The sequence below is a fragment of the Stenotrophomonas sp. 1L-E-5-B-C3 genome (genome assembly GCF_057292075.1).
Genome location: NZ_JBXAWS010000010.1, coordinates 1 through 14,185 on the forward strand (window position 1 = coordinate 1; position 14,185 = coordinate 14,185).

At 66.6% G+C, this 14,185-nt stretch carries 13 protein-coding genes; 4 read left to right on the forward strand and 9 right to left on the reverse strand.

The annotated features are described in order from the left end of the window. Window positions 1–157: 157 nt before the first annotated feature. The 9 genes from recO to rpoE all read right to left on the reverse strand — a co-directional run bounded on the left by recO (window position 158) and on the right by rpoE (window position 8,826). On the reverse strand, window positions 158–877 hold the full coding sequence (gene recO, locus AC0Z6F_RS13765; protein WP_012511807.1) for a DNA repair protein RecO: 720 nt from the start codon (window positions 875–877) through the stop codon (window positions 158–160). Between the two features lie 18 nt (window positions 878–895). Continuing rightward, on the reverse strand, window positions 896–1,792 hold the full coding sequence (gene era, locus AC0Z6F_RS13770; protein WP_006382863.1) for a GTPase Era: 897 nt from the start codon (window positions 1,790–1,792) through the stop codon (window positions 896–898). Further along, window positions 1,789–2,469: a ribonuclease III gene (rnc, locus tag AC0Z6F_RS13775; RefSeq protein ID WP_012511808.1), complete on the reverse strand. Its 681-nt coding sequence runs from the start codon at window positions 2,467–2,469 to the stop codon at window positions 1,789–1,791. The genes era and rnc overlap by 4 nt, the downstream gene beginning before the upstream one ends. Then, on the reverse strand, window positions 2,459–2,842 hold the full coding sequence (locus AC0Z6F_RS13780; RefSeq protein ID WP_006382889.1) for a DUF4845 domain-containing protein: 384 nt from the start codon (window positions 2,840–2,842) through the stop codon (window positions 2,459–2,461). Before AC0Z6F_RS13780 ends, rnc begins: the two co-directional genes overlap by 11 nt. A 52-nt stretch (window positions 2,843–2,894) precedes the next feature. Beyond that, window positions 2,895–3,689 (reverse strand): signal peptidase I, encoded by a 795-nt coding sequence (lepB, locus tag AC0Z6F_RS13785; protein WP_006382890.1) that lies wholly within the window; start codon window positions 3,687–3,689, stop codon window positions 2,895–2,897. A 54-nt stretch (window positions 3,690–3,743) separates the two neighbouring features. Beyond that, a complete protein-coding gene (lepA, locus tag AC0Z6F_RS13790; RefSeq protein ID WP_485617380.1) occupies window positions 3,744–5,537 on the reverse strand; it encodes a translation elongation factor 4 in 1,794 nt (597 codons plus the stop codon). Between the two features lie 180 nt (window positions 5,538–5,717). Then, complete coding sequence (locus tag AC0Z6F_RS13795; RefSeq protein ID WP_012511810.1) at window positions 5,718–7,253, reverse strand: DegQ family serine endoprotease; 1,536 nt, start codon at window positions 7,251–7,253, stop codon at window positions 5,718–5,720. A 74-nt stretch (window positions 7,254–7,327) separates the two neighbouring features. Further along, window positions 7,328–8,209, reverse strand: coding sequence for a sigma-E factor negative regulatory protein (locus tag AC0Z6F_RS13800; protein WP_485617308.1), 882 nt, complete (start codon window positions 8,207–8,209; stop codon window positions 7,328–7,330). Next, window positions 8,206–8,826 (reverse strand): RNA polymerase sigma factor RpoE, encoded by a 621-nt coding sequence (rpoE, locus tag AC0Z6F_RS13805; RefSeq protein ID WP_006383094.1) that lies wholly within the window; start codon window positions 8,824–8,826, stop codon window positions 8,206–8,208. The genes AC0Z6F_RS13800 and rpoE overlap by 4 nt, the downstream gene beginning before the upstream one ends. A 234-nt stretch (window positions 8,827–9,060) precedes the next feature. Here rpoE and AC0Z6F_RS13810 point away from each other — a divergent pair, with 234 nt between their 5' ends. The 4 genes from AC0Z6F_RS13810 (at window position 9,061) to AC0Z6F_RS13825 (ending at window position 14,130) form a co-directional block, all read left to right on the forward strand. After that, window positions 9,061–11,124 carry a 3-hydroxyacyl-CoA dehydrogenase NAD-binding domain-containing protein gene (locus AC0Z6F_RS13810; protein WP_485617310.1) on the forward strand — a complete coding sequence of 688 codons (2,064 nt, stop codon included), beginning with the start codon at window positions 9,061–9,063 and terminating at the stop codon, window positions 11,122–11,124. 646 nt (window positions 11,125–11,770) lie between these two features. After that, on the forward strand, window positions 11,771–12,634 hold the full coding sequence (locus AC0Z6F_RS13815; RefSeq protein WP_006383170.1) for a pirin family protein: 864 nt from the start codon (window positions 11,771–11,773) through the stop codon (window positions 12,632–12,634). Window positions 12,635–12,755: 121 nt separating this feature from the next. Continuing rightward, on the forward strand, window positions 12,756–13,475 hold the full coding sequence (aqpZ, locus tag AC0Z6F_RS13820; protein ID WP_006383172.1) for an aquaporin Z: 720 nt from the start codon (window positions 12,756–12,758) through the stop codon (window positions 13,473–13,475). A 196-nt stretch (window positions 13,476–13,671) separates the two neighbouring features. Then, window positions 13,672–14,130, forward strand: coding sequence for a hypothetical protein (locus tag AC0Z6F_RS13825; protein WP_012511813.1), 459 nt, complete (start codon window positions 13,672–13,674; stop codon window positions 14,128–14,130). Window positions 14,131–14,185: the final 55 nt, after the last annotated feature.

A 14,185-nucleotide genomic window follows, 5' to 3' on the forward strand; every position in this document is an offset into this window, starting at 1 on the left:
GGGGGCGTGAGCCGCATGGATGCGGCGACCGAGCTTACATGGACGTACTTGCAGCGGCCCCCGCAACCGGACCCACCCCGCCTACCCACGGATAGCCAGCTTCTGCCGTTGACGTTGATTCGGCAGGTGCAGGGCTGCAAGCCCTGCCGAACACCCCTCAACGCTTGGGAGCGAGCTGCTCGAGCATTTCCCAGGACTTCAGTCCTCGTGGCCCGAGGTGATGGGCCAGCACCCGCCGCATCGGCAGGCGCAGGCTGGCCAGGTCGGCGGCATCGGGCTCTTCATCGGCGGCCAGCGCCAGCAGCGCCGAGCCGGTCGCGGCTGCGCGGCGTTCGCCAGCGCGCTCGCTGAGCAGGCGCTGCGCGCCCTCCTGTGGGTCCAGTTCGTAGCGCGCGGCCGGGTCGATCGGCTGACCGTCGCTGGCACTGTCCAGCTCAAAACCCAGGCCCAGCGAGGTCAGCAGCTCGCGTTCGAACCGGCGCAGGGTCCAGGCCAGGCCCGCCCCCACTCCCAGTCGCGCACGCGCTTCGCCGTAGGCCAGGTACAGCTCCGGCAGCGGGTCCTGGCGCGGGGCCAGGCGCAGGGTCAGTTCACTCAGGTAGAAGCCGGCCAGCATCGCCTGACCAACCAGACGCGGTGCCGCGTCCAGCGCCTCGGCGCCACGCAGCTGGGCCAGCTCACCGCGCTGCAATGCGCTGAAGCGGATCCACTGCAGTGGCTGCAGGGCGGCGCGCAGCACCTGGCCCTTGGCAGTGGACACGCCGCGCGCGAGCACGCCGATGCGGCCATGCTGCGCGCTCAATACCTCGACCAGCAGGCTGGTCTCACGGTAGGCCCGTGCATGCAGCACGAAGCCGGTGTCGTCCTCGATCAGCATCGAAGCGACCGTTCCGGGTTACTCGTAACCGAAGGCCTTCAGTGCGGCCTCGTCGTCGGACCAGCCTTCACGCACGCGTACCCAGGTTTCCAGGAACACCTTGGCCCCGAACAGACGCTCCATCTGCAGGCGGGACTTGGCCCCGATCTCCTTCAGGCGGGTACCACCCTTGCCGATCACGATAGCCTTCTGGCCCTCGCGCTCGACCCAGATCACCGCACCGATGCGCAGCAGGTTGCCATCTTCGGTGAAGCGTTCGATTTCCACGGTGGTGGCATACGGCAGCTCTTCGCCCAACTGGCGCATCAGCTGTTCACGCACCAGTTCGCCGGCCAGGAAGCGCTGGCTGCGGTCGGTGATCTCGTCTTCGCCGAACATCGGCGGCGCTTCCGGCAGCAGTGCCAGCACGTCGCGCACCAGCGCTTCCAGACCGTTGCGCTTCTGCGCCGAGATCGGATGCACGGAGGAGAAGTCGCGGCCGGCGGTGACTTCCTGCAGGAACGGCAGCAGCGCGCCCTTGTCCTTCAGTCGATCGATCTTGTTGACCACCAGCACCACCGGGATGCCGGCGTCACGCAGCACGTTGAACGCCAGGCTGTCTTCTTCGTCCCAACGACCCGCTTCGATCACCAGCAGGCCGGCGTCGACGCCTTCCAGCGATCCGCGCGCGGCGCGGTTCATCACCCGGTTCATCGCCCGCTTCTGCACCTTGTGCAGGCCGGGGGTGTCGACCAGCACCAGCTGGCCTTCCGGATAGGTGGCGATGCCCAGCAGGCGATGGCGCGTGGTCTGCGGACGGTTGGATACGATGCTGACCTTGGCGCCGACCAGGGCATTGGTCAGGGTCGACTTGCCCACGTTCGGGCGGCCGATGACGGCCACGCTGCCGCAATGATGGGGAGTTTGTTCGCTCACTTGGAATCCAGTTGTTCTAGGACGGCCGCAGCCGCCTGTTGTTCGGCAAGCCGCCGCGAGGCGCCTTCGCCCTCGGTGCTGGCGGCCGGGTCGGCTACGATGCAGCGTACCCGGAAGTGTTTGGCATGGTCGTCACCGGATTCTGACACCAGTTCATACTGCGGCAACGCCTTCTGTCGGGCCTGCAGCCATTCCTGCAGGCGGGTCTTGGGGTCCTTCTCGGGCCGGCCGGAGGCCGGCAATGCCTCGATCGAAGCGCTGAACCAGGGCAGTACCACCGCCCGGCAGGCCTCGAAGCCGGCATCCAGGTAGATCGCGGCCACCACGGCTTCCACCGCATCGGCCAGGATCGAGTCGCGACGATGACCGCCGGACTTCATTTCGCCCGGGCCCAGGGTCAGCCGTTCGCCCAGTTCCAGGGTGCGCCCGATCACCGCCAGCGCGCCTTCACGCACCAGCTCGGCACGGGCACGGGTCATCGCGCCTTCGTCAGCCTTGGGCCAGCGCCGGTACAACGCCTCGGCCGCCATCATGTTGACGATGCTGTCGCCGAGGAACTCCAGGCGCTCGTTGTGCGGCGCACCGGCACTGCGATGCGTCAGCGCCTGCTTGAGCAGGGCCGGGTCGCTGAAGGCATGACCGATCAGGTCGCCACGTTGGATGAATTTACTGGGCACCGCTTCGTGTCAGGTCCTGGGAAGAATCGAATTTGCCAACCACATCGAGGTTGCCGACCAGCGGCCGGCGCACTTCGTAGTTGACCTTGAGGGTCCAGCCATTGTCGCGACGATCAAACTTGACGTTGGCCGGCTTCACGTTGTCCGAGTAGTTGATGTACAGGCGCTTGAAGAACAGGTCCTGGATCCGCGACGGCTCCATGCTGCCCACCCCCGGCTCGTTGGCCAGGCTCTTCATCGCCGAGCGCACCGCGTAGTACTCCTGGTACATCGGGAACAGCTTCATGCCGATGTAGAGGAAGAAACCAACCACGATCAGGACCGCCAGGAACGAGGTCAGGGTCATGCCACGCTGCGTGTTCATCGTCTTCATTGCGTTCTCCCCAGATACGCGTTGGATGTGAAAATACTCAGTTGATGCCCGATCAGTTGATGCTCGAGCCGATCCGCGACGGCTCGAAGCCATCCTTGCAGAACCAGCCCTGGCAGTTGAGCCAGATCAGGAATGCCTTGCCGCGCAGGTTCTCTTCCGGCAGCAGGCCCCAGAAACGACCATCGTCGCTGTTGTCGCGGTTGTCGCCCATCACCAGATACTTGCCGGCAGGCACGGTCCACTGGCCCTGGCCGCGCGGATAGTCGGTCTCCAGCACGGTGTGGGTGCGGCCCGGCAGGTGCTCGACCAGCAGGTTGGCGCCTTCGCCCTGGCCCTTGTGGCCGGCGTAGATGCCCTTGTTGTCGTACTTCAGCGGCTCACCGTTGAGGATCACGCCGTCGCCTTCGAAGACCACGGTGTCGCCCGGCACACCGATCACGCGCTTGATGAAGTTCTCGCCCTTGGCCGGATCCTGGTCGCTGTGGCCCGGGAAGTGGAACACCACCACGTCGCCGCGCGACGGTTCACCGACAGGCACGAACTTGGTGTTGCTGATCGGCAGGCGCAGGCCATAGGAGAACTTGTTGACCAGGATGAAGTCGCCGATCAGCAGGTTCGGCATCATCGAGCTGGACGGAATCTTGTACGGCTCGGCGATGAAGCTGCGCACGATCAGCACGATCGCCAGCACCGGGAAGAACGCACGCGAGTAGTCCACCAGCACCGGCTCGGAATCGAGCAGGCCCGCGCGCTGGGCGCGGCGCTTGGCGAGGTACAGCTTGTCCGCGAGCAGGATCAGGCCCGAGGACAGGGTCAGCACGACCAGGAGGATCTCAAACAGTTTCATTCAGGGTCCTTTGCAACGTCACCAGACGACCGGCCCCGCAGGGCCGGTGCGGGCTTACTTGTTGTCCATCTGCAGCACGGCCAGGAACGCTTCCTGCGGGATCTCCACACGGCCGACCTGCTTCATGCGCTTCTTGCCTTCCTTCTGCTTTTCCAGAAGCTTCTTCTTGCGCGAAACGTCGCCACCATAGCACTTGGCCAGCACGTTCTTGCGCATGGCCTTGACCGTGGTACGGGCGATGATCTGCGAGCCGACGGCAGCCTGGATGGCCACGTCGAACTGCTGGCGCGGGATCAGGTCCTTCATCTTGTCGCACAGCTCGCGGCCGCGGCGATCGGCGTGACTGCGGTGCACGATCAGCGACAGCGCATCGACCTTGTCACCGTTGATCAGCACGTCCACGCGCACGAACGGGCCGGCATCGAAGCGCACGAAGTGGTAATCCAGCGACGCATAGCCACGGCTGACCGACTTCAGCTTGTCGAAGAAGTCCAGCACCACTTCGGCCATCGGCAGCTCATAGCTGATCTGCACCTGGCTGCCCAGGTAGTTGATGCCGATCTGGCTGCCACGCTTTTCTTCGCACAGCTTGATGATGTTGCCGATGTACTCCTCGGGGGTGAGCACGTTGGCACGGATGATCGGCTCGCGGATCTCCTCGACATGGTTCACCGGCGGCAGCTTGGCCGGGTTGTCCATGTTGATGATGGTGCCGTCGGTCTTCAGTACCTCGTACACCACCGTCGGCGCGGTGCTGATCAGGTCCAGGTTGTATTCGCGTTCCAGGCGCTCCTGCACGATCTCCATGTGCAGCATGCCGAGGAAGCCGCAGCGGAAACCGAAGCCCATTGCTTCGGAGCTTTCCGGCTCGAAGCGCAGCGCAGCATCGTTCAGGCGCAGCTTGTCCAGCGCTTCGCGCAGGTCCGGGTAGTCTTCGGCATCGACCGGGAACAGGCCGGCGAACACGCGCGGCTGCATTTCCTGGAAGCCCGGCAGCGGCTTCGGCGCCGGGTCGGCAGCCAGGGTGAGGGTGTCGCCGACCGGCGCACCGTGCACGTCCTTGATGCTGGCGGTGACCCAACCCACTTCACCGGCGCGCAGCGCCGGCAGCACCTTGCGCTTCGGGGTGAACACGCCGACGTTGTCGACCTGGTGGTTGCGGCCGGTGGACATCACCTGCAGCTTGTCACCGGCCTTGATCTCACCCTGCATCACGCGCACCAGCGAGACCACGCCCAGGTAATTGTCGAACCAGGAGTCGATGATCAGCGCCTGCAGCTTGTCGGTGTCACGCGGCCTCGGCGGCGGAATGCGGTGCACGATGGCTTCCAGCACGTCCTGCACGTTCAGGCCGGTCTTGGCGCTGACCGGCACGGCGTCGGCGGCATCGATGCCGATCACGGCCTCGATCTCGGCCTTGGCGCGCTCGATGTCGGCGGTGGGCAGGTCGATCTTGTTGATCACCGGCACCACTTCCAGGCCCTGCTCGACAGCGGTGTAGCAGTTGGCCACCGACTGCGCTTCCACGCCCTGGGCGGCGTCGACCACCAGCAGCGCGCCTTCGCAGGCGGCCAGCGAGCGGCTGACTTCATAGGAGAAGTCGACGTGGCCCGGGGTGTCGATGAAGTTCAGATGGTAGGTCTGCCCGTCCTTGGCCAGGTACGGCAGCGACACCGACTGCGCCTTGATGGTGATGCCGCGCTCGCGCTCGATCGGGTTGGAGTCGAGCACCTGCGCTTCCATCTCGCGGGCCTGGAGGCCGCCGCAGAGCTGGATGATGCGGTCGGCCAGCGTGGACTTGCCGTGGTCGACGTGGGCGATGATGGAGAAGTTGCGGATGTTCCGCATCGAATCAGAAGACATAGGTGGCGGCGGCGCGCGGCGTCGTCAGGGTAACGGTCGATTATCGCACGCCCGGGGCCCTGCCGCGAAAACGGCCTCATCGGGCCGGGGCCGGAATGGCCGAAGCCCCGCCAGGGCGGGGCTTCGGGGGAGCAGAGGTGGCCGCCAGGGCGGCCCCGCCAGGCCTTACTGGCCGGCCTTGACCGCCACGAAGGCACTGTTGCCGTTGCCGGTACGTACCAGCAGCATCACCACATCGTCCTTCTTGTAGCTGGACAGCGCGCGGTTCAGGGCATCCACGCTGCCGACCGTGGTACGGCCGACCTGCAGGATCACCATGCCCGGCGACAGGCCCGCGTCACGTGCCGCCTGGCCCTTGACCCCGGTGATGCGCACACCTTCGTTGCCGTCCAGGCCGAACTGCTTGCGCTGCGGCGCAGTCAGATCACTGACATCCAGGCCAAGCAGTGCATTGGCACCCGCCTGCGGCGCCGCATCGGGCTTGGGTCCTGCGGCCGTGCGGGCATTGCCCTGGCCGTCTTCGCTCAGCGCGGTCAGCGTGGCGCTCAGGTCACGCGGCTTGCCGTCGCGGATCACGCCCAGCGTGACCCGGCTGCCCGGCGCCATCGCACCGATCAGCGGCGGCAGGTCCGACCAGCTGTTGACCGGGCTGCCATTGACCGAGCGCACCACGTCACCGATCTGTACGCCGGCCTTTTCCGCCGCGCTGCCGGCCACGATCTGGTTGACCAGCGCGCCACGGCTGTCCGGCAGGCCCAGGCCCTGCGCCTTCAGCGCATCGATCGGCTCGACCACCGCGCCCAGCTGGCCACGGGTGACCTTGCCACTCTTCTTGATCTGCTCGACCGCGCTCATCGCCAGGTCGATCGGAATCGCGAAGCTGATGCCCATGTAACCGCCCGAGGCGGAGAAGATCTGCGAGTTGATGCCGACCACTTCGCCGCGGGTGTTCAGCAGCGGGCCGCCGGAGTTGCCCTGGTTGATCGCCACGTCGGTCTGGATGAACGGCACGTAGCGCTGATCAGCGCCACCGGTGCTGCGGCCCAGCGCGCTGACGATGCCGGCGGTGACCGAGTGGTCCAGGCCGAACGGCGAGCCGATCGCGACAACCCACTGGCCCGGCTTCAGGGTATTGGAATCGCCCACCCGCACGGTCGGCAGGTTCTTGCCGTCGATCTTCAGCAGGGCCACGTCGTACTGCTGGTCACTGCCCACCACCTTGGCGTTGAATTCGCGGCTGTCACCCAGCTTGACCTTCACCTCGCTGGCGTCAGCCACCACGTGGTAGTTGGTCAGCACGTAGCCGTCGGGCGAAATGATGAAGCCCGAGCCCATGCCGCGGCCCTTGATGCTGGGGCCACCGTCCTGCCCGCCCGGCCCCTGCCCCGGCATCGGGAAGTCAGGCCCGAAGAAGCGACGGAAGAATTCCGGCATGTCATCGTCGCCGCCCATCGGGCCACGCGAGGCCTGGCGGTTGTTGCGCACGATGGTGGTGTCGACGTTGACCACGCCCGGCCCGACCTGTTCGACCAGATGGGTGAAATCGGGCAGGCCGCTGACCAGCGGCTGCGCCGGCGCGCGCGGGGCTGCTGCAGCGGCGGCCTGGGGCTGGGCGGCAGGCGGCGCTGGCTGGGCACAGGCCACCAGCGGCAGGGTCAGGGCGAACAGGCCAATGGCCTGCGTGCGGAGTCGGGGAGTCATCGGACGGCAACCTCCGGGTCGGATGGAAAGAGGAATACGGGCCCCGCCGACGGCGGGGCGTGAAAGCGTCCGGCTCAGTCGCGCGGGCGCGGCGGCACCGGCAGGTCATCCTGCAGGCGCGGCTCGAACGGGTAGAACGCGGCACCACCGGCGTGGGCCGGGAAGCTGGCATTGAGCGCGCCACCGGCGGCGGGCGCCAGGCTGGAGCGCGGCCACGGTCGCGCCTGCAGGCCACCGACCTCACCGAACGGCAGGTTGCGGCTGGCGTTGGCCGGCACGCTCGGGGTCAACGGCGCCTGCGCGGCAGCCACGGCACGCTGCGGTACATCGTCACGCTGCGCGGCACGCGCGGCCTGCTGGCTGCGGGTCGCACTGGCACGGCGGGTGTCCTGGCGGCGGCCGGCAGCGGCCATCGCCACCGCCGGCGCAGCAGCCACCGCCATCGCTGCGGTATCCACCGAGGCTTCGGTGACCGGAGCCGGGGTGCCCGGTGCCGGCGCCAGCTCGGCCTGACTGGCGATCACCTGCGGCGCCAGCGGCTCGCCCGGCGTGGCCTCCTGCAGCTTCTCGCCGCCCATGAAAAGGGCCACTGCCGCCACCGAGGCGGCCAGTGCAGCACCACCGCCCCAGGCCCGCCAGCCGCTACGCCGCACCTGACGGCGCGGCTCGGCCTGTGGTGCGGGTTCGGCAGCAATGGCGGTGGCCACAGCGGCACCGAAGCCGACAGGCGCCAGCAGCGAGGCCTGGCCGCGCATCACGTCGCCGAGCAGCTGCCAGCGTTCCTGGCAGCCTGCCAGTTCGGGGTCATGTTCCATGCGGCGCAGCAGGAAGCGCGCTTCATCTGCGCCCAGCTCGCCATCGACCAGCGCCGACAGCTGCTCGCGGTGGCGCTGGTCCAGGCGCTGCCCGGCAGGGGATTGATGGTTCTGCGATTCGTTGAACGGATTACTGGTCATACGCGGCTCTTCTCACGGGTGGCGCTGCCGATGTCCAACAGCGGCCGGAGTTCGGTGTCGATCGCCTCGCGCGCCCGGAAGATCCGTGAACGCACGGTGCCGATCGGGCACCCCATTTTCTGCGCGATTTCGTCGTAACTCAGTCCTTCCACCTCGCGCAGGGTGATCGCCAGCCGGAGTTCTTCCGGCAGCGCGTTGACGGCCTTCATCACCGTCTGTTCCAGCTCCTGGCGCATCAACTCGCGTTCGGGCGTGTCGGTGTCGCGCAGGCGCGTCCCGCTGTCGAACTGTTCAGCATCGCCGATGTCGATGTCATCGGTCGGCGGGCGGCGATTGTGTGAAGCCAGGTAGTTTTTGGCGGTATTCACGGCGATTCGATGCAACCAGGTTGAGAACTGGGCATCGCCACGGAAACTTCCGATCGCGCGGTAGGCACGGATGAAAGTGTCCTGGGCGACGTCCTGACATTCGCTCCAGTCGGCGATGTAGCGACCGACCAGGGCCACGACCCGATGCTGGTACTTGCGCACCAGGACATCGAAGGCGGCACTCTCGCCGTGCTGCACGCGCCGGACCAGTTCCAGATCCAGCTCCTGAGGTGTATCAACATCGGCCATGAGGGGCCGCACTCCTGTCAGCCCAACCGACGTCGGGCAATGAGACTGCCAATCCCGGGAAAAGTTCAGTCGCCGATCACCTGGCGCCGCACCAGCTTTTAACCACCGTTCCGTTAGCGTCCCGGTTCCAGGCTCTGGATCCGGGGGCTCCACCCCCTGCTATTGGGATTTGACGCGGGGGAAACAACCTCTGGATCATAGCCGCTTCTCCATACACAACCGGATGGAACGTCCATGCTCTCAGGCTTCGATGGTCTCCGCTTCAGCCACTGGCTCCCCGAGATCCGCGACGACGGCGTGGTGGTCCTCTCCCTGGATCGTCAGGACAGCAGCGTCAACGCAATGTCGCAGGACGTGCTGCTGGAACTGGGCGACCTGCTTGAGCGCATCGCCATGGACCCGCCCAAGGGCGTGGTGATCCAGTCCCTGAAGAAGGCCGGCTTCATCGCCGGTGCCGACCTGAAGGAATTCCAGGAATTCGACCGCCGCGGCACCGTCAACGATGCCATCCGCCGTGGCCAGTCCACCTACCAGAAGCTGGCCGAGCTGCCCTGCCCGACCGTGGCGGCGATCCATGGCCACTGCCTGGGCGGCGGCACCGAGCTGGCGCTGGCCTGCCGCTACCGTGTGGCTTCGAATGACAGTTCGACCCGCATCGGCCTGCCGGAAACCCAGCTGGGCATTTTCCCGGGCTGGGGCGGCAGCGCGCGCCTGCCGCAGCTGGTGGGCGCACCGGCGGCGATGGACATGATGCTGACCGGCCGCACCCTGTCAGCCTCGGCTGCACGTGGCATCGGCCTGGCCGACAAGGTGGTGGCACCGGCGGTGGTGCTCGACACGGCCGTAGCGCTGGCGCTGTCCGGCACCACCCGCCCGTTCAAGCAGCGCGCGACGGCATGGGCGACCAACACCTGGCTGGCACGCACGCTGCTGGCGCCGCAGATGGTCAAGCAGGTCGCACGCAAGGCGAAGAAGGACCAGTACCCCGCGCCGTATGCGCTGATCAGCACCTGGCAGCGCAGCGGTGGCAAGCCGGTGCAGGCACGCCTGGATGCCGAACGTCGCGCCGTGGTGAAACTGGCCAGCACCCCCACCGCGCGCAACCTGATCCGCATCTTCTTCCTTACCGAGCGCCTGAAGGGCCTGGGTGGTGGTGATTCGGGCATCCGCCACGTGCACGTGGTCGGTGCCGGCGTGATGGGCGGCGATATTGCTGCATGGGCCGCCTACAAGGGCTTCGAAGTGACTCTGCAGGACCGTGAGCAGCGCTTCATCGACCCGGCCATGGAACGCGCGCAGGCGCTGTTCGCCAAGAAAGTGCGCGACGAAAGCAAGCGTCCGGCGGTGGCCGCGCGCCTGCGGGCCGACCTGGAAGGCAACGGCGTGGCTGAAGCCGACCTGGTGATCGAAGCCATCATCGAGAACCCGGAAGCCAAGCGTGCGCTGTACCAGACGCTGGAACCGAAGATGAAGCAGGACGCACTGCTGACCACCAATACTTCGTCGATTCCGCTGCTGGAACTGCGCGACCACATCCAGCGCCCGGCGCAGTTCGCCGGCCTGCACTACTTCAACCCGGTGGCGCAGATGCCGCTGGTGGAAATCATCCATCACGACGGCATGGCGCCTGAAACCGAGCGTCGACTGGCCGCGTTCTGCAAGGCACTGGGCAAGTTCCCCGTGCCGGTGGCCGGCAGCCCGGGCTTCCTGGTCAACCGCGTGCTGTTCCCGTACATGCTGGAAGCCGCCACCGCCTATGCCGAAGGCATCCCGGGCCCGGTGATCGACAAGGCCGCTGTGAAGTTCGGCATGCCGATGGGCCCGATCGAACTGATCGACACCGTCGGCCTGGACGTGGCCGCTGGCGTTGGCCGCGAACTGGCACCGTTCCTCGGCCTGCAGATTCCGGCCGCGCTGCAGACGGTGGAACCGGACAAGCGCGGCAAGAAGGATGGCCAGGGCATCTATACCTGGGAAAACGGCCGTGCGAAGAAGCCGGACGTGGCCAGCGATTACCAGGCACCGGCCGATCTGGAAGACCGCCTGATCCTGCCGCTGTTGAACGAGGCAGTGGCCTGCCTGCACGAAGGCGTGGTGGCGGATGCGGACCTGCTGGATGCCGGGGTGATCTTCGGCACTGGCTTCGCACCGTTCCGTGGCGGCCCGATCCAGCACATCCGCGCGGTGGGTGCCGATGCAATCGTGGAGCGGCTGAAGGCACTGCAGCAGCGCCACGGCGATCGTTTCGCCCCGCGCCCGGGCTGGGACAACCCCGTCCTGCGTGAACCGGTGGTGTGAGTTGATCGGCCGGGCCTGCGGCCCGGCACCCGCGGTAGTGCCGGCCGCTGGCCGGCAACCTCAAAAGCCAGAGCCGGAGCAACAGCCGGCTCTGGCTTTTCTGTTTGTTGGGCGGGGCGGTGTGGGCAGGCAGGACACGCCGTAAACCCGTCCATGGGGGCTCGATGGCGCCATCCATGGCGCCAACGGTCCTGCCCACCCACACCGCCCCACCCCTGACAGTTTCCCGATGACGGTCGGTGAACTGCGATTCTGGTGGGAATCGCTACGAACTGGTGGGTGGCTACCTTGGTTGCCACAAGGAGCGAAGCGACCGGCGTTTGATTTTGACTTTGATTTTCTTTTTTCTTCTCCGTGGCTGGACGCACACGGAAACTGTCAGAGGCCGGGCGGGTGGGTGGCGCAGGGGCGTGAGCCGCATGGATGCGGCGATCGAGCTTACATGGACGTACTTGCAGCGTCCCCTGCGCCACCCACCCGCACGGCCAAGCGCAGCTTTTGATCTTGCTTCTGCCTTCAGCGACCAACCCACAGCCACGAGGGGCTGCGCCGTTGGCTGGAACAACCTGTTACCCATACGGGGCATGTCCCCGTCACAGCTGCATGCGATGCTGATCACCTGATCCCTGCCAGCGAGAACGCCCGCATGACCACCATCATCGCCCCGCGCGTGCACGACATCGGCGGACTCGAAGTCCGTCGCGCCGTCCCCACCCTGCAGGCGCGCAGCATCGGCTCGTTCGTGTTCGTCGACCAGATGGGCCCGGCACTCATGCATCCCGGCACAGCCATCGACGTGCGCCCGCATCCGCATATCGGCCTGGCCACCGTCACCTACCTGTGGTCGGGCGCCATCGGCCACCGCGACACGCTGGGCTCGGACCAGGTGATCCGCCCCGGTGACGTCAACTGGATGACCGCTGGCCGCGGCATCGCCCATTCCGAACGCACGCCGCAACCAGACCGCGATCACGACAACCCGATCCACGGCATGCAGACCTGGGTCGCACTGCCGAAGTCGCATGAGGAAATCGAGCCGGCGTTCTACCACCATGCCGCGGCCACCCTGCCCGAGCAGCGCCGCAATGGTGTCTGGCTGCGGGTGATCGCCGGCCGCGCCTATGGCGAGGAATCGCCGGTGAAGGTGTTCGCCGACACCCTCAACGTAGCGATCGACCTCGACCCGGATGCGGAGATCGATATCGACAATGGCCACCGCGAGCGCGCGCTGTACATCCTCGAGGGCGAGGCGCAGCTGGACGGCGTTGACATCCCCGCCCAGCACCTGGTGATCCCCGAAGCCGGTGCGACAGGCCGCCTGCGTGCGAAGACGCCGGTGAAGGCGATGTTGTTCGGTGGCGAGCCACTGGATGGCCCACGTCACCTGTGGTGGAACTTCGTCTCCAGCTCGAAGGAGCGTATCGAGCAGGCCAAGCACGACTGGGAAGCCGGCCGCTTCGGCACCATTCCGGGCGACGACAAGGAATTCATCCCGCTGCCGCAGTACTGAACATCGCGTGTTGCACACATCCGAAGGTGTATCCCTGCACCCGGCATTGACACTACAGTCACCCGCTGATCATTGAAATGTGACATAAATCACACTTTCGACCGTCAAAGGAGTGCAACACATGAGCATGGGTAAACGCTTGTCCGCCGAGTTCCTCGGCACGTTCTGGCTGGTTCTGGGTGGCTGCGGCAGCGCGGTGCTTGCCGCCAAGTTCGGTGGTGACGGCAATCCGCTGGGTATCGGCTTCCTTGGCGTGGCCCTGGCCTTCGGCCTGACCGTGGTGACCGGCGCCTATGCGTTCGGCCATATCTCCGGCGCGCACTTCAATCCGGCGGTCAGTGTCGGCCTGTGGGCCGGCGGTCGTTTCCCGACCAAGGACCTGATCCCGTACATCATCGCCCAGGTCGCCGGCGGCCTGCTGGCCGGCTTCATCCTGCTGCAGATCGCATCGGGCGCCAGCGGCTTCGCCATTGATGGCAGCCAGGCCGGTGCATTCGCCAGCAACGGCTACGGCGCGCTGTCCCCCGGCGGCTACAGCGTGGCCGCGGCCTTCCTGTGCGAAGTGGTGCTGACCGCCGTGTTCCTGATCGTGATCATGGGCGCCACCCACGGCAAGGCACCGGCCGGGTTCGCCCCGCTGGCGATCGGCCTGTCGCTGACCCTGATCCACCTGATCAGCATCCCGGTCACCAACACCTCGGTGAACCCGGCCCGTTCCACGGCGGTGGCCTTCTTCGCCGGCAGCGGCGCGGTCAGCCAGCTGTGGCTGTTCTGGGTCGCCCCGCTGCTGGGCGGCGCGATCGGCGGCATCATCTACAAGTGGCTCGGCAACGACCGCTGAGTCCTGTGCGGACCATTGCGGCCGACCATCGGCCGCAATGGTTACGCGTGTAACCGCGATTTGTGCGATCGCTCACGTTCCGTTAAGGTTGAGTTGACCGTCCGTGCACATGCCGGCCGGGGCGGCATCCGGGGATGGGATGCCAAGGCTGCCGGTCCATCCGGCGGAGCCAACGACACACCACCTTGGGGGATGCATGAAGTTCGCGCCTGTAGTGTTGTCGAGCCTGCTGTTCGCTGCGGCCCACGCCGCCGCACAGGCTCCCACCGAATGCCCTTCGCTGCCTGCCAGCAGTGGCCTGCAATGGCAGCAGCTGGCGCAGACCGATTTCCTGGTCTGCCGCGCCAGCACTGGCGATGGTCGTGAAGTGTTGAGCCTGATGCTCAGCGCACGTGACCCATCCATTCCGCTGAACCGTTCGCTGCGCCAGGAAAAGGGCAGCTTCGGCGGTGAATCACTCTACTGGTACCAGCCGGACCTCGGTGGCCAGCAGCCTCCGGGCTATGCCGAGCGCCGCATCAGTGTGGTCAAGCTCGACAAAGGACGTTACGCGCAGATTTCGCTGTATCCGGACAGCCCTCAGGAACTGGGCTCGCTGCAGCAGCTGGCGCAAGGCATGAGCCTGACCCCGTCGGCCGTGGCCGCCGGTCGCTGACCGTGACGGGGATGACTGCCTGGCAGCATCCCCGCAATGCGAGCCGATCCGGCGG